General features: G+C 66.9%; 8 protein-coding genes and 1 pseudogene. 7 read left to right on the plus strand and 2 right to left on the minus strand.

Annotated features, from left to right (window positions below; all coding sequences use genetic code 11):
- Positions 1 to 191: 191 nt before the first annotated feature.
- The 7 genes and pseudogenes from rpoB to DYE23_RS05495 all read left to right on the plus strand — a co-directional run.
- A complete protein-coding gene (gene rpoB / locus DYE23_RS05465; protein WP_011895920.1) occupies positions 192 to 3,716 on the plus strand; it encodes a DNA-directed RNA polymerase subunit beta in 3,525 nt (1,174 codons plus the stop codon).
- Between the two features lie 59 nt (positions 3,717 to 3,775).
- A complete protein-coding gene (locus DYE23_RS05470; protein WP_011895919.1) occupies positions 3,776 to 7,726 on the plus strand; it encodes a DNA-directed RNA polymerase subunit beta' in 3,951 nt (1,316 codons plus the stop codon).
- Between the two features lie 113 nt (positions 7,727 to 7,839).
- Positions 7,840 to 8,823, plus strand: coding sequence for a calcium/sodium antiporter (locus DYE23_RS05475; RefSeq protein WP_041788159.1), 984 nt, complete (start codon positions 7,840 to 7,842; stop codon positions 8,821 to 8,823).
- A 21-nt stretch (positions 8,824 to 8,844) separates the two neighbouring features.
- Entirely contained in the window at positions 8,845 to 9,597 is a 753-nt protein-coding gene (locus DYE23_RS05480) for a deoxyribonuclease IV (protein WP_013472731.1), read from the plus strand.
- Positions 9,598 to 10,414: 817 nt separating this feature from the next.
- Positions 10,415 to 10,876, plus strand: a complete 462-nt coding sequence (locus tag DYE23_RS31710; RefSeq protein ID WP_264033008.1) for a PGRS repeat-containing protein — start codon at positions 10,415 to 10,417, stop codon at positions 10,874 to 10,876.
- Positions 10,877 to 10,956: 80 nt separating this feature from the next.
- Positions 10,957 to 12,363 (plus strand): IS1380 family transposase, encoded by a 1,407-nt coding sequence (locus DYE23_RS05490; RefSeq protein WP_016341434.1) that lies wholly within the window; start codon positions 10,957 to 10,959, stop codon positions 12,361 to 12,363.
- Positions 12,364 to 12,574: 211 nt separating this feature from the next.
- Positions 12,575 to 14,137: pseudogene (locus DYE23_RS05495) on the plus strand (PGRS repeat-containing protein); the annotation flags it as partial.
- Between the two features lie 102 nt (positions 14,138 to 14,239).
- On the opposite strand, the gene purU reads toward DYE23_RS05495, so the two are convergent.
- Together purU and DYE23_RS05505 are read right to left on the minus strand one after the other, a co-directional pair.
- Positions 14,240 to 15,127, minus strand: a complete 888-nt coding sequence (purU, locus tag DYE23_RS05500) for a formyltetrahydrofolate deformylase (protein ID WP_013472729.1) — start codon at positions 15,125 to 15,127, stop codon at positions 14,240 to 14,242.
- Positions 15,128 to 15,151: 24 nt separating this feature from the next.
- Positions 15,152 to 16,792, minus strand: a complete 1,641-nt coding sequence (locus DYE23_RS05505; RefSeq protein WP_235660337.1) for a glycosyltransferase — start codon at positions 16,790 to 16,792, stop codon at positions 15,152 to 15,154.
- Positions 16,793 to 16,862 lie beyond the last annotated feature (70 nt).

Below are 16,862 nucleotides of genomic sequence, written 5' to 3' on the forward strand. Positions count from 1 at the left end.
ATCGTTGGACGTTGCGCTGGCTGCGCCCTGCCCATCCTCATTCGCACAAACGCTGTGATCCTGTCTGAGTCCTGCTCAGAGATCTAGACGCGTGCCGTGTGTTCGAAATAGGCCTGGTCACGCCAGCCGAACCGACGCAGATAAGCGGCAAAGCAGATACCGGTATCCGGGTTTCGGCAGAGTCGCGTGAGGTGCTGGAAGGATGCATCTTGGCAGGGTCCCGCCAGATCGAGTCAACCACTAACAACTCCGTTCCCGGAGCACCAAATAGAATTTCTTTCGCCAAGCTCCGTGAGCCTCTCGAGGTTCCGGGGCTTCTCGACGTTCAGACCGAATCGTTCGAGTGGCTGATTGGTGCCGAGGATTGGTTCCAGCGTGCTGTGGACCGCGGAGATGTAGACCCCAAGGGCGGTCTGCAGGAGGTACTCGAAGAGCTCTCGCCGATCGAAGACTTCTCCGGCTCGATGTCGCTGTCGTTCTCCGATCCGCGCTTCGACGAGGTCAAGGCCCCGGTCGATGAGTGCAAAGACAAGGACATGACGTACGCGGCTCCGCTGTTCGTCACGGCCGAGTTCATCAACAACAACACCGGCGAGATCAAGAGCCAGACGGTCTTCATGGGTGACTTCCCGATGATGACCGAAAAGGGCACCTTCATCATCAACGGCACCGAGCGTGTCGTCGTGAGCCAGCTGGTCCGGTCGCCTGGTGTGTACTTCGACGAGTCGATCGACAAGTCCACCGAGAAGACGCTGCACAGCGTCAAGGTCATCCCCGGCCGCGGCGCGTGGCTGGAGTTCGACGTCGACAAGCGCGACACCGTCGGTGTGCGCATCGACCGCAAGCGCCGTCAGCCCGTCACCGTGCTGCTCAAGGCGCTCGGCTGGACCAACGAGCAGATCGTGGAGCGCTTCGGCTTCTCCGAGATCATGATGAGCACGCTGGAGAAGGACAACACCGCCGGCACCGATGAGGCGCTGCTCGACATCTACCGGAAGCTGCGCCCGGGCGAGCCGCCGACCAAGGAGTCCGCGCAGACCCTGCTGGAGAACCTGTTCTTCAAGGAGAAGCGCTACGACCTGGCCCGCGTCGGCCGCTACAAGGTCAACAAGAAGCTCGGGCTCAACGTCGGTCAGCCGATCACCAGCTCGACGCTGACCGAAGAGGACGTCGTCGCGACCATCGAGTATCTGGTCCGCCTGCATCAGGGTGACCAGACGATGACCGCGCCCGGCGGCTCCGAGGTGCCCGTCGAGGTCGACGACATCGACCACTTCGGCAACCGTCGTCTGCGCACCGTGGGCGAGCTGATCCAGAACCAGATCCGCGTGGGCCTGTCCCGCATGGAGCGTGTCGTGCGTGAGCGCATGACCACCCAGGACGTCGAGGCGATCACGCCGCAGACCCTGATCAACATCCGTCCCGTCGTGGCGGCGATCAAGGAGTTCTTCGGCACCAGCCAGCTCTCGCAGTTCATGGATCAGAACAACCCGCTGTCGGGCCTGACCCACAAGCGCCGCCTGTCGGCGCTGGGCCCCGGTGGTCTGTCTCGTGAGCGTGCCGGCCTCGAGGTTCGCGACGTGCACTCCAGCCACTACGGCCGCATGTGCCCGATCGAGACCCCGGAAGGCCCGAACATCGGCCTGATCGGCTCGCTGTCGGTGTACGCGCGGGTCAACCCGTTCGGCTTCATCGAGACCCCGTACCGCAAGGTCGTCGACGGCGTCGTCAGCGATCAGATCGACTACCTGACCGCCGACGAGGAGGACCGCCACGTCGTGGCGCAGGCCAACTCGCCGCTCGACGGTGACGGTCGTTTCGAGGAGGAGCGCGTCCTGGTCCGCCGTAAGGGCGGCGAGGTCGAGTTCGTCTCGGCGAGCGAGGTCGACTACATGGACGTCTCGCCGCGCCAGATGGTGTCGGTCGCGACGGCGATGATCCCGTTCCTCGAGCACGACGACGCCAACCGCGCCCTGATGGGTGCGAACATGCAGCGCCAGGCGGTTCCGCTGGTCCGCAGCGAGGCGCCGTTGGTCGGTACCGGCATGGAACTGCGTGCCGCGATCGACGCCGGCGACGTTGTCGTCACCGACAAGGCCGGCGTGGTCGAGGAGGTCTCCGCCGACTACATCACCGTGATGGCCGACGACGGCACCCGGCACACCTACCGGATGCGCAAGTTCGCCCGCTCCAACCACGGCACGTGCGCCAACCAGCGCCCGATCGTGGACGCCGGGCAGCGCGTCGAGACCGGTCAGGTTCTCGCCGACGGTCCGTGCACCGAGAACGGTGAGATGGCGCTGGGCAAGAACCTGCTCGTCGCGATCATGCCGTGGGAGGGTCACAACTACGAGGACGCGATCATCCTGTCCAACCGCCTGGTTGAAGAGGACGTGCTGACCTCGATCCACATCGAAGAGCACGAGATCGATGCCCGCGACACCAAGCTGGGCGCCGAGGAGATCACCCGGGACATCCCGAACGTCTCCGATGAGGTGCTGGCAGATCTCGACGAGCGCGGCATCATCCGCATCGGCGCCGAGGTCCGCGACGGCGACATCCTGGTCGGCAAGGTCACGCCGAAGGGCGAGACCGAGCTGACCCCCGAGGAGCGCCTGCTGCGCGCCATCTTCGGTGAGAAAGCCCGCGAGGTCCGCGACACGTCGCTGAAGGTTCCGCACGGTGAGTCCGGCAAGGTCATCGGCATCCGCGTGTTCTCGCGCGAGGACGACGACGAGCTGCCGGCCGGTGTCAACGAGCTGGTCCGCGTCTACGTGGCCCAGAAGCGCAAGATCTCCGACGGCGACAAGCTCGCCGGACGCCACGGCAACAAGGGCGTCATCGGCAAGATCCTGCCCGTCGAGGACATGCCGTTCCTCCCGGACGGCACCCCGGTGGACATCATCCTGAACACCCACGGTGTGCCGCGTCGTATGAACATCGGCCAGATCCTGGAGACCCACCTCGGGTGGGTTGCCAAGGCGGGTTGGAATATCCGGCTTGCCAGTGATGGAGCGGACGGCTCGACCGAGGTTCCCGCGTGGGCAGCCAAGCTGCCCGAGCACATGTTGTCGGCCCCGGCGGACAGCATCGTGGCGACCCCGGTGTTCGACGGTGCGCAGGAAGGTGAGCTGCAGGGCCTGCTCGGCGCGACGCTGCCGAACCGCGACGGAGAGACGATGGTCAACTCCGACGGCAAGGCGGTGCTGTTCGACGGCCGCAGTGGCGAACCGTTCCCGTACCCGGTGACGGTCGGCTACATGTACATCCTGAAGCTGCACCACCTGGTCGACGACAAGATCCACGCGCGTTCGACCGGTCCGTACTCGATGATCACCCAGCAGCCGCTCGGTGGTAAGGCGCAGTTCGGTGGTCAGCGTTTCGGCGAGATGGAGTGCTGGGCCATGCAGGCCTACGGCGCGGCCTACACGCTGCAGGAGCTGCTGACGATCAAGTCCGACGACACCGTCGGTCGCGTGAAGGTCTACGAGGCCATCGTCAAGGGCGAGAACATCCCCGAACCCGGTATCCCGGAGTCGTTCAAGGTGCTTCTCAAGGAGCTGCAGTCGCTGTGCCTCAACGTCGAGGTCCTGTCCTCGGACGGTGCGGCGATCGAAATGCGTGACGGAGACGACGAGGACCTGGAGCGCGCTGCTGCCAACCTCGGAATCAACCTGTCCCGCAACGAATCCGCCTCTGTCGAAGATCTCGCCTGATCTCGCCTGAACTCGCCCCGTAGTTAAGTTTCAACACCCGCAAGGGGAAAGGGAGTTACGTGCTAGACGTCAACTTCTTCGATGAACTCCGCATCGGTCTCGCGACCGCGGACGACATCCGCAACTGGTCCTTCGGCGAGGTCAAGAAGCCGGAGACCATCAACTACCGCACGCTGAAGCCGGAAAAGGACGGCCTGTTCTGCGAGAAGATCTTCGGACCGACTCGCGACTGGGAGTGCTACTGCGGCAAGTACAAGCGCGTCCGGTTCAAGGGCATCATTTGTGAGCGCTGCGGCGTCGAGGTGACCCGGGCCAAGGTGCGCCGTGAGCGGATGGGCCACATCGAGCTGGCCGCACCCGTCACGCACATCTGGTACTTCAAGGGCGTGCCCTCGCGTCTGGGCTACCTGCTCGACCTGGCCCCGAAGGATCTCGAGAAGATCATCTACTTCGCGGCCTACGTGATCACCGCGGTCGACGACGAGATGCGCCACAACGAGCTCTCGACGCTCGAGGCCGAGATGGTCGTCGAGAAGAAGGCCATCGAGGATCAGCGCGACGCCGACCTGGAGGCGCGGGCGCAGAAGCTCGAAGCCGACATGAAGGAGCTCGAGGAAGAGGGCGCGAAGTCCGACGTGCGCCGCAAGGTGCGCGACGGCGGCGAGCGCGAGATGCGTCAGCTGCGCGACCGGGCCCAGCGTGAGCTGGACCGGCTCGACGAGATCTGGACGACGTTCACCAAGCTGGCTCCCAAGCAGCTGATCGTCGACGAGCTGCTCTACCGCGAGCTGCAGGACCGCTACGGCGAGTACTTCGAAGGCGCCATGGGCGCGGAGTCGATCAAGAAGCTCATCGAGACCTTCGACATCGACGCCGAGGCCGATTCGCTGCGCGACACCATCAAGAACGGCAAGGGCCAGAAGAAGCTGCGTGCGCTCAAGCGACTCAAGGTCGTCGCGGCGTTCCAGACCAACCGGAACTCGCCGATGGGCATGGTCCTCGACGCCGTCCCGGTGATCCCGCCGGAGCTGCGCCCGATGGTCCAGCTCGACGGTGGCCGCTTCGCGACGTCGGATCTCAACGATCTGTACCGCCGCGTGATCAACCGCAACAACCGTCTCAAGCGACTGATCGACCTCGGCGCGCCCGAGATCATCGTCAACAACGAGAAGCGCATGCTTCAGGAGTCGGTGGACGCGCTGTTCGACAACGGCCGTCGCGGCCGTCCGGTGACCGGGCCGGGCAACCGCCCGCTCAAGTCGCTGTCCGATCTGCTCAAGGGCAAGCAGGGCCGGTTCCGCCAGAACCTGCTCGGCAAGCGCGTCGACTACTCGGGCCGCTCGGTCATTGTGGTCGGCCCGCAGCTGAAGCTGCACCAGTGTGGTCTGCCGAAGCTGATGGCCCTGGAGCTGTTCAAGCCGTTCGTGATGAAGCGTCTGGTCGACCTGAACCACGCGCAGAACATCAAGAGCGCCAAGCGCATGGTCGAGCGCCAGCGTCCGCAGGTGTGGGACGTCCTCGAAGAGGTCATCTCCGAGCACCCGGTGCTGCTGAACCGTGCACCGACGCTGCACCGCCTCGGCATCCAGGCCTTCGAGCCGCAGCTGGTGGAGGGCAAGGCCATCCAGCTGCACCCGCTGGTGTGTGAGGCGTTCAACGCCGACTTCGACGGCGACCAGATGGCCGTGCACCTTCCGCTGTCCGCGGAGGCGCAGGCCGAGGCCCGCATCCTGATGCTGTCCTCGAACAACATCCTGTCGCCGGCGTCGGGCCGTCCGCTGGCCATGCCGCGTCTGGACATGGTCACCGGTCTGTACTTCCTGACCACCGAGATCGAGGGCGACAAGGGTGAATTCACCCCGGCCGCCAAGGATCAGCCGGAGTCCGGTGTGTACAGCAGCCCGGCCGAGGCCATCATGGCGATGGACCGCGGTGCGCTGAGCGTGCGCGCCAAGATCCGGGTTCGGCTGACGCAGCTGCGTCCGCCCGCCGAGATCGAGGCCGAGCGGTTCCCCGACGGCTGGAACATGGGCGACGCCTGGACGGCGGAGACCACTCTGGGCCGTGTGCTCTTCAACGAGCTGCTGCCGCGGGGCTACCCGTTCGTCAACAAGCAGATGCACAAGAAGGTGCAGGCCGCGATCATCAACGATCTGGCCGAGCGCTACCCGATGATCGTCGTCGCGCAGACCGTCGACAAGCTCAAGGACGCCGGCTTCTACTGGGCCACCCGCTCGGGTGTCACCGTGTCGATGGCCGACGTGCTCGTTCCGCCGGAGAAGCAGGAGATCCTCGAGCGCTACGAGGCGGCTGCCGACAGCATCGAGAAGCAGTACCAGCGCGGCAAGCTCGACAAGGGCGAGCGCAACGAAGCGTTGGTGAAGATCTGGCAGGACGCGACCGAAGAGGTCGGTCAGGCGCTGCGCTCGCACTACCCGAAGGACAACCCGATCATCACGATTGTGGATTCGGGCGCGACGGGTAACTTCACCCAGACGCGGACGCTGGCCGGCATGAAGGGTCTGGTGACCAACCCGAAGGGTGAGTTCATCCCGCGTCCGATCAAGTCCTCGTTCCGCGAGGGCCTGACGGTGCTGGAGTACTTCATCAACACCCACGGCGCACGTAAGGGCTTGGCGGACACCGCACTTCGTACCGCCGACTCCGGTTACCTGACCCGTCGTCTGGTCGACGTGTCGCAGGACGTCATCGTGCGCGAGACCGACTGTGAGACCGAGCGCGGCATCACGGTCACGCTGGCCGAGTTGCAGGGCGATCAGCTGCTGCGTGATCAGCACATCGAGACGTCCGCCTACGCGCGGACGCTGGCCACCGACGCGGTCGACGCCAACGGCAACGTTGTCGTCGAGCGTGGTCACGATCTCGGTGACCCGGCGATCGATGCGCTGCTGGCCGCCGGCATCACCGAGGTGAAGGTCCGCTCCGTGCTGACCTGCGCCACCGGCACCGGCGTGTGCGCGATGTGCTACGGCCGCTCGATGGCCACCGGCAAGCTCGTCGACATCGGCGAGGCCGTCGGTATCGTCGCCGCGCAGTCCATCGGTGAGCCCGGCACGCAGCTGACCATGCGTACCTTCCACCAGGGTGGCGTCACCGGCGGTGCCGACATCGTCGGTGGTCTGCCCCGCGTGCAGGAGCTGTTCGAGGCCCGCATTCCGCGGAACCGGGCCCCGATCGCCGACGTCTCCGGCCGGATCCGGCTGGAGGAGAGCGACAAGTTCTACAAGATCACCATCGTTCCCGACGACGGGGGCGAAGAGGTCGTGTACGACAAGCTCTCGCGTCGTCAGCGCCTGAAGGTGTTCAAGCACGACGACGGCTCCGAGCGTCTGCTCACCGACGGCGACCACGTCGAGGTCGGCCAGCAGCTGCTGGAAGGCTCGGCGGACCCGCACGAGGTGCTGCGCGTCCAGGGCCCCCGCGAGGTGCAGATCCACCTCGTCAAGGAGGTCCAGGAGGTCTACCGCGCCCAGGGTGTGTCGATCCACGACAAGCACATCGAGGTCATCGTCCGGCAGATGCTGCGTCGCGTCACGATCATCGATTCGGGTGCGACGGAGTTCCTGCCCGGCTCGCTGACCGAGCGTGGCGAGTTCGAGACGGAGAACCGTCGGGTGGTCGCCGAGGGCGGCGAGCCCGCGGCCGGCCGTCCGGTGCTGATGGGTATCACGAAGGCGTCGCTGGCCACCGATTCGTGGCTGTCGGCGGCGTCGTTCCAGGAGACCACCCGCGTGCTGACCGATGCGGCGATCAACTGCCGCAGCGACAAGCTGCAGGGTCTGAAGGAGAACGTGATCATCGGCAAGCTGATCCCGGCCGGCACCGGCATCAACCGGTACCGCAACATCCAGGTTCAGCCGACCGAAGAAGCACGTGCGGCCGCGTACACGATCCCGTCTTACGAGGATCAGTACTACAGCCCGGACTTCGGCCAGGCGACCGGCGCCGCGGTGCCGCTCGACGACTACGGCTACTCCGACTACCGGTAGGCCGCAGCAAGTCAGTCCACGGAAAGGCCCCCGCTCCTCGACAGAGGGCGGGGGCTTTTTCGTGCTCCGGGGCTGCGCGGACGATGCGCGACCGAGCAGATAATCTGCCCGGGATGCTGATGAACGCGCTGTGGTTCGTGGTCGGGCTGCTGACGGTGATCGCCGGCGCAGAGGTCATGGTCAGGGGTGGGGCCGAGGTGGCGGCCCGGCTGGGTATCAGCCCGATCATCATCGGACTGACCGTGGTGTCGATCGGGACCAGCATGCCCGAGCTGGCGGTGGGGGTGGTGTCGGCGGCCGACGGCAGTGGTGCGCTCGCGGTCGGCAACATCGCCGGCACCAACGTCGTCAACATCCTGCTGATCCTGGGCTTGAGCGCGCTGCTGGTGCCGCTGGCGCTGGCGATGCGCACCATCCGGTTCGAGCTGCCCATGATGGCCGTCGCGGCGCTGCTGTTCTGGGGCCTGGCCGCCGACGGCAATCTGTCGCGACTCGACGGGGGCATCCTGGTCACCGCGGCCGTCGGTTACACCGCCGCGGTGATCTGGTCGGCTCGTCGCGAATCCCGGGCGATCGCCGCCGAGTTCGCCTCCGAGTTCGCCCCGGAGCCTGTCGCGACGACGACCGAGGTCCGGCGGCGGACGGCGACGCACGTGGCCATGACGGTCGGCGGGATCGTGGTGGTGGTGATCGGTGCCGACTGGCTGGTCGACGGCGCCGTCGGGATGGCCCGGCAGTTCGGGGTTACCGATGCGTTGATCGGCCTGACCGTGGTCGCGATCGGGACGTCGGCGCCCGAGCTGGTGACCACCGTGATGACCACCCTGCGCGGTGACCGCGACATCGCGATCGGCAACCTGATCGGCAGCAGCATCTACAACATCCTGCTGATCCTGGGGATCACCTGCCTGGTGCCGGCGGGAGGGTTGGCGCTGACCGAGGGTCTGGTCCGCATCGACATCCCGGTGATGGTCGTCGTGGGGCTGGCGTGCATCCCGATCTTCCTGTCGGGCCGGCGGGTGTCGCGGATGGAGGGCGGGATGATGGTCGCGGCGTATCTCGGCTATCTGGCGTTCGTGCTGAGCACACAGACGTAGTCGGCCTCTAGACTCGGCGGGGTGCTGATCGGTTCCCATGTTCACGGCGATGACCCCCTGGCCGCGGCAGAGGCGGACGGCGCTGACGTCGTCCAGTTCTTCCTCGGCAATCCGCAGAGTTGGAAGAAGCCGCCGCCGCGCGACGACGCTGACGTGCTGAAAGCGGCATCGATGCCGATCTACGTACATGCTCCGTATCTCATCAATGTCGCCTCGGCGAACAATCGGGTGCGGATCCCATCCCGAAAGATCTTGCAGGACACCTGCGATGCCGCCTCGGACATCGGCGCCACTGCGGTGATCGTGCACGGCGGTCATGCCGACGACAACGACATGGACGCCGGGTTCGAGCGCTGGGTGAAGGCGCTGGCGAGCCTCAAGACCGACGTCCCCGTCTATCTGGAGAACACCGCGGGTGGCGACCACGCGATGGCACGCCACTTCGACACGATCGCGCGGCTGTGGGACCACATCGGGGACATGGGCATCGGATTCTGTCTCGACACCTGCCACGCCTGGGCCGCGGGGGAGGCGCTGATCGATGCGGTCGAGCGGATCAAGGGCATCACGGGCCGGATCGATCTCGTCCACTGCAACGATTCGCGTGACGCCGCGGGATCGGGCGCGGATCGGCACGCGAATTTCGGGACGGGGCAGATCGACCCGCAACTGCTCGTTGCTGTGGTCACCGCCGCGGGCGCGCCGGTGATCTGCGAGACGTCGGACGACGGCCGCAAGGACGACATCGCGTTTCTGCGGGAGCACGTCAGCTAGTTGGTCCACAGGTCCGGCCCAGGAGACCTGCGTGCCGGGCCGGCGGGCCTTCCGCTGACCGCGGCACACCGCGAACTTGTCGCAATCCGGACGTCGAGCCGCGGTATACACGTCGGACGCCGTTCTTTTCGTTTTCTGCACTGGTGGGGGTGACTCCGGACCGGCAGGCAACCATGCCCGCGTGGCAGGAAGGTTTGCTGTCGGCCGGCGTCGCGCCGGCACCTCGACCTGCGGGATTCGGCTGGGCTCCATTGTCGCAAAACGGAATCGAGGGCACGGCTCCCTCGCGGTCACTGACGAACTGCGGCGTCCGGCACGTTGCGAGCAGCGCGGGTATTTCGCGGATCGCAACACCAAACCAATTTGCTCGAAAATCTCAGTTTGACGGGTGTCAAAATCTCCCCACGGTGCAGGCGGGATTGTTCGCACAATGCACGAGTCAGATGACTTGTCCATGGCCTGTGACCTGCCATTTCTCTACGGTTGAAGAGGGTGTCTAGCAAACTTACGGCAACGAAAATAGTTGCGTTTGCACATAAACGGCCGACGGTCTAGTTGCGAATGCAAGTACTGCGGAAATTCGTGTGCAGAAAACCTTCGAACAGCGATTTCCGGGTGCTAATTTCCGTGCGTCTGCGTTCCTGCAGGCTCCGATCGGGTTTCTCAGTAGGGGGTTGTTGGCCTTGTCCAATCGACGTAAGCAAAAGTCTGGCGGTACCAAGAGTGTGGTCCGCCCTGTAATCACAACCGGCCTTGCCGGTGCAGGCATGTTGGCTGCCGGGATGATGTTCCTGGCGCCTCCAGGGGCCCGGGCCCCGTGACCGCCGCCATTCAATTGACGTCGACGGGGTCGGATGCCTCCGAGCCGTGGTACGTGGTCAACTTCGGCGGAGGGGCGGCGCCGTCGACGAACGCGCTCGCCAACGCCGTCGACTACAGCCGCGCCTGCGGCCTGATCTGCAACGGCGCCGACGGCACCGCGGAGAACCCGAACGGCCAGGCCGGCGGCATCCTGTTCGGCAACGGCGGTAACGGCTGGAACAGCACCATCGCCGGCGTCGACGGCGGCAACGGCGGCAACGGCGGCCTGTTCGGCGGCAACGGCGGCAACGGTGGCAACGGCTACTGGGGTGTCGTCGGTACAGCCGGTGCGGTCGGCGCGCCCGGCGCGGCCGGTGCGGCCGGTGCGGCCGGTGCGGCCAGCGGCGTCGTCGGAGGCTGGGGCACGGCCGTTCCTAACCCGGATTTTTCGTGGAATGTTGACTGTGGGGGTGTGTAGATAAGCGAAAGTGCCTGTCCTGCAAGGAATAATTGGACTTCTCTACGGTTCAAAAACCCTGACGGGAAGGCACTTCGCAGGTGAAGAATATCGCGGCGGCATCGCCGGTGAAAGTTTCCGCCGACGGCCATGGCGTTGTGTCGCATGCCGGGATGGGCATGCTGCGTGAGCTTGCCGACCGGACCGGCTTATCGGCGCAGGTCACGGCCGCGTTGGCCGACACCTACCGCGGCCCGTGGGTGTATGCGCCTGGGGAGGTGTTCGCTGATCTGGCGGCCGCGGTCGCCGACGGCGCGGACTGCATCGACGCGGTCGGTCAGCTGTGCGGTGACCGGGAGCACGTCCTGGGGGCCAAGGCCTCAACGACCACCATGTGGCGGCTGATCGATGAGCGGATCGATGCCGCGCATCTACCCGGGGTGCGCGCAGCCCGAGCCGCGGCGCGGGCAGCGGCCTGGGCTGTCGGAGCCGCCCCCACCACCGGCGGCTGGCTGCATATCGACATCGATGCCACGCTGGTGATCGATCACTCCGACAACAAGGCCGGGGCTGCGCCGACCTGGAAGAAAACGTTCGGGCTGCACCCGCTGCTGGCGTTTCTGGACCGCCCCGACATCGCCGGCGGCGAAGCCCTGGCCGGGTTGCTGCGCAACGGTAACGCCGGCTCCAACACCGCCTCCGACCACATCATCGTCCTGCACCAGGCTTTGGCATCGCTGCCAGCGGCGTGGCGGCCCAACCCCGACGATCCCGACAACCCCGAGGCCCCGAAGGTGTTGGTGCGCTGCGATACCGCCGGATCCACCCACAAATTCGCCGCAGCGTGCCGGGCCGCCGGGGCCGGGTTCTCCTTCGGGTACCCCGTCGATACCCGCGTCCAGGACGCCGTGGACACCCTCAACCTCGGCGATTGCTGGTATCCAGCGATCGACACCGACGGCGGGATCCGCGACGGCGCGTGGGTCGCTGAAGCCACCGACCTGGTCAACCTGGCCTCCTGGCCCGAAGGGACCCGGCTGATCCTGCGTAAAGAACGCCCCCACCCCGGCGCGCAGTTGCGGTTCACCGACGCCGACGGCATGCGGGTCACCGCGTTCATCACCGACACACCACCGGGTGTCGTACCCGGTCAGGTCGCCGGTCTGGAACTACGGCACCGCCAGCACGCCCGCGTCGAGGACCGTATCCGCGAACTCAAAGCCACCGGGCTGCGTAACCTGCCCTGCCACTCCTTCTGGGCCAATGCTGCCTGGCTCGAAATCGTCCTGGCCGCCGCTGACCTGGTCACCTGGACCCGCCTCATCGGGTTCGCCAGCGATCGCGCTCTGGCCCGCGTCGAGATCACCACGTTCCGCTACCGGGTCCTGCACGTGGCCGCCCGTATCACCCGCGGCGCCCGCCAACTGCGGCTACGCATCGATGCCACCTGGCGCTGGGCGGCGGCGATCGCCGCCGCCTGGCACCGCGTCCGCACCGCCTTCGGATAACACCCCACCCCATCGGACCCATCAACGATGAAGGACCCACAGGCCCCAGGAAAGCCCGCCCCACCCGGCGACACGGGACAGCACCTCTACGCCACCACACGAAAACCACTACCCAACAACACAACTCGGCATCACACCGAACCCACACCAATTACCACGCAAAATCCGGGCTAACGGAGACCTGCCGGATCTGCCCGGCCTGCCGGACATCGGCGCCTCCGGCGCCGTGGGTGCCATCGGCACTCCGGGCACCGTGGGCAGCACTGGCGCCACGGGTGCGGCGGGCGCTGTGGGCACTGTCGGCGAGGACGGTGACGACGGTGCTTCCGGCGCGGCCGGTGCTCCCGGCGCCGCAGGCGCGGCGGGTGTGACCGGAAGTTCCGGCGGAAACGGCGGAGTCGGCTTCCTCGGTGGAGCGGGCGATGCGGGTGAAGCGGGCGGCGTCGGCGGAGTCGGTGCTACCGGCAAAGCCGGAAGCGTTGGCGGCACCGGTGGAGCCGGAAATCAGGGCGGTAACGGTGGCGCAGGCGCCACCGGTAACACCGGTCTGCAGGGCCTGCCGGGTCTGAAGGGTGGCAAGGGCCTGGCCGGTGGCGCTGGTGGCGTCGGCGGTGTCGGCGGTACCGGTTCGGCCTCGCTCAGCATCGGCGGTGCGGGCTCGACCGGCGGCGTCGGCAGCAAGGGCGGCAACGGCGGCAATGCCGGTCTGTTCAGCCTGTTCGGCAAGGGCGGCAACGCCGGTAACGGCGGCACGGGCGGCACGGGCGGCGCCGGCGGCGCCGGCGGCACGGGCGGCACGGGCGGCACGGGCGGCACCGGCGGCACCGGCGCCCAGGGCGGCACGGGCGGCACCGGCGGCACCGGCGGCACGGGCGGCACGGGCGGCACGGGCGGCACCGGTGGAACCGGTGGTCAGGGCGGCACGGGCGGCACGGGCGGCGTCGGTGGTACCGGCGGCGACGGCGGCACGGGCGGTACCGGCGGCAACGGCGGCAACGGAGGCACGGGCGGCGTGGGCGGTGCCGGTGGCACCGGTGGCGCAACCGGCACCGGAACCGGCGCCGGTGTCGGTGGCACCGGAGGCCAGGGTGGCACGGGTGGTACCGGCGGCGCCGGTGGAACCGGTGGCACTGGTGGCGCGGCCGGCCTCGGCGGCACGGGAGGCACCGGCGGTGTCGGTGGTGTCGGCGGTGCGGGCGGCACGGGCGGTGCAGGTGGCACCGGCGGTGCGCCTGGCGTCGGCGGCGCGGGCGGCGACGGTGGCGACGGCGGTGCCGGCGGTACCGGTGGCGCTGGCGGTGCCGGAGGCGCAGGTGGCCCCGGTGGCAGCACGGGTGGCGCAGGCGGCGCGGGCGGCCAGGCCGGCAGTGCCGGTAAGGGCGGTCTGTTCGGCGGCAACGGCAAGGCCGGCACCAACGGTGCGACCGGTGCGGCCGGCGCCAGCGGTGCGGCCGGTGCAACCGGTGCGCAGGGCGCTCAGGGTGCAACCGGTGCGGCCGGCAAGGCAGGCGTCGATTTCGGTGACGACGGTGCGACCGGCGCGGCCGGTGCCACCGGTTCGACCGGCAGCAACGGTGCCAACGGTGCCGGCGGCGCCGCTGGCAAGGCCGGCAAGGCCGGCGAGGCCGGCGAGGCCGGTAGCCCCGGTAGCCCGGGCACCGCAGGCAGCGGCACCACCGGCGGCGAAGGCGGCGACGGCGGCGCAGGTGGGTCCGGAGGCAGCGGCGGCGCAGGCGGCGCTGGTGGTTCCAACGGAGCCAGCGGCGACGACTAGTCGGTGAGTTGAACGGGATCGGCCCCCTCCTTCGGGAGGGGGCCGATTCATGTCACCGGGAAAGTCGTTGTGTGACGAGGGATCTCGGGTAGCGCTCCCGAGTCAGAGACGGATGGTCTGGTTTCCGAAGCGGATCACACGATCCTCACAGTGCCACAACACTGCGCGGGACAGGACGGCGCGTTCGACGTCCGCGCCCAGGCGCACGAGGTCGTCCACGCTGTGCCGGTGATCGACGCGTACCACATCCTGTTCGATGATCGGTCCTTCATCGAGGTCATCGGTGACGTAATGCGCGGTGGCCCCGACGAGTTTGACGCCCCGCTCCCGCGCCCGTCGGTATGGAGAGGCACCGATGAAGGCCGGAAGGAACGAGTGGTGGATGTTGATGAGGGGGCAACCGACCTGGTCGATGAAGGACGGGGTGAGGATCTGCATATAGCGAGCCAGCACGACGAGATCGACATTCCCGCGGAGTAGATCGAGCTGTCGCTGTTCGGCGCTCTCCCGGATGTCCTTGCGGGCAGGCACGTGGATGAACGGCACGCCGAATGGACGGACCTGGTCGGCGAGATCCGGATGGTTGGCGATGACCATCACCACCGACATGTCCAACTCGCCTCGACGGTTTCGCCACAGAAGATCGATCAAGCAGTGGTCTTCCTTGGACGCCATGATGGCCACGCGCTTCGGTTTCGCGGCCTCCGTGAGCCGGAAGTCCATACCGAACACGTCAGCGACCCTCTCACCGAAGTCGCGCTCCAGCGCATCCCGAGCCGCCGTCAGTCCCGGTAGGTGAAAGATGGTGCGCTGCATGAACGTTCCACCGGTCTGCTGCGTGGAATGCTGATCCAGCGAGATGATGTTCGCGCCGGCCTCGGCGAGAAACGTGCTGACCGCGGCGACGAGCCCGGGTCGGTCGGCGCACCGCAGAAGCAGCCGACCGACATCCTTGCCCATCTGGATGTCGTGCTGGACTGGTTCGTTCATCGTCTCACCCCTGCTCAGGCGTGTTCAGAGTTGCCGAGTGCACAGCACCTCGTCGAGGGTGGCGATCGTCAAACCGGTTTCATCGGCATGGCGGCCCAGCTCGGCGATGGTCACTCTCGAGTCAACATCCTTGGCCAGCGCGGAGTCCAGTCGCAGGCAATCGAACAGGGCCGGGCCACTGACGGGTGTGCCGGCGAGCACGTAGTGGCCCCCGGGCGCCTCGCGTCGCGCCGATTGTTCGGGCACCTGGCCATCGCCGAGCTTGTCCGCATCGCCGTAGTTGATACCGACCTGAACGAATTCAGCCCCTGACTCCACAACCCCTGCCAACCGTCCGATGAGATCGTCGGGAGCGAAGAACTGCCAGCCCATCCCCAGGTGAAGCCAGTACCGGGTCTCGACCTGGGCGCGGAGTTGCCGGAGGTCCAGATTCGGCGGTAACTTCCGAAACTCGACGAAAGGATACGAATCAGCAAGTAAAGCAACATCTTCCGGTTCCAGGCCGACGTCGACGATCAGCGTCCGCGCCAGCCGGGAAACATCGGTACAGCAATTGAGGAACGAGTTCAACGTCCGCTCGGTGGTCTCGCGGCTCCGTCCGGCGATCAGGGTGATGGTGACGTCGCCGCCGATCCGAACGCCCCATCCACGCACCGACGTCGCCGGGTAGGCCAGCGCGGCCTCGATCATCGGACCTGCGGAGCAGTCGCGATTCGCCGCGATTCGACGGCGATCCTCGTCGGAGATGTCGGCGCGGGCGAGCATCTGCCGACAGAGGGCGAAGGCCTCCTTGTGTTTACCGATCCACGATGCGCACACGGCCTGTTCGTCGACCGCACACCACTCGTAGACGGCGGTGTTCACGAAGAGCACGTCCTGTTCGGGCAGCGGTATCCGGGCGGCCCGCTCGGCGAAGAAGTATCCCAGCTGGTAGCGCTGATCGCTCCGGTAGTGGTGAGCGATCGCATGCAGCGGCTCGGCCCGGGTCGGACGGAACTCCCACGCGCGCAGATACGCATCCTGGACGTCCGGCCACGGCTCGCCGAGGCGGGCCATCGACTCTGCAACACGCTGGTAGGACGTGTAGAGCTCTTCGTCGAAGCCGGCGAGCTCGGTGCGGCGTCGATACCATCTCCGCGCGTTCTCGAAATCGCCGTAATCGTAGTAACTCTGAGCCAGGTAGAAGACCGACCGAGGATCGTCGGGATGGCGTTGGACCTCAGCCAGCAGGATCTCGGCGTCACGCGCGTACTTTTCCGGGTCGAGGTTGCGCCCGCCGAGGCGCCGTGACTCGATGTGGTAGTCGCCGGCCAGGCGTTCCTCGACGCACGGAACGTCGCAGTCGGCGTACTCATGGAGAACGCCGACGTAGCGCCACGGCAGCCCGTCGCGAAAGAGCTGACGTCGCCAGTAGGAGACGCCGGGGCCGTAGAGGAGCTGGTAGACATCGGCGGTCAGATTGCTGAAATCCGGTGTGCCCACTACCAGGTCGTCGGCGTCCATCACCCAGATGTAGTCCGCGTGCCCCTGCGCGAGGGAGATCGCCTCGGAGCGGTTATGCCCGAAATCGCGCCAGGGGCGCTCGTGCAGTTCTCCCCGAATGCCCAGAGCCGCCATGTGATTCCGGATCTTGTCCTGGGTGCCGTCATCGGAGCCGGTGTCCACTATGACCCAGGAGCTGATTTACGGGGCGACGGAGTCGAGCACCTCGTGGACGATGTGGGCCTCGTTGCGA

The sequence above is a fragment of the Mycolicibacterium gilvum genome (assembly GCF_900454025.1).
Taxonomy (GTDB): Bacteria; Actinomycetota; Actinomycetes; order Mycobacteriales; family Mycobacteriaceae; genus Mycobacterium; species Mycobacterium gilvum.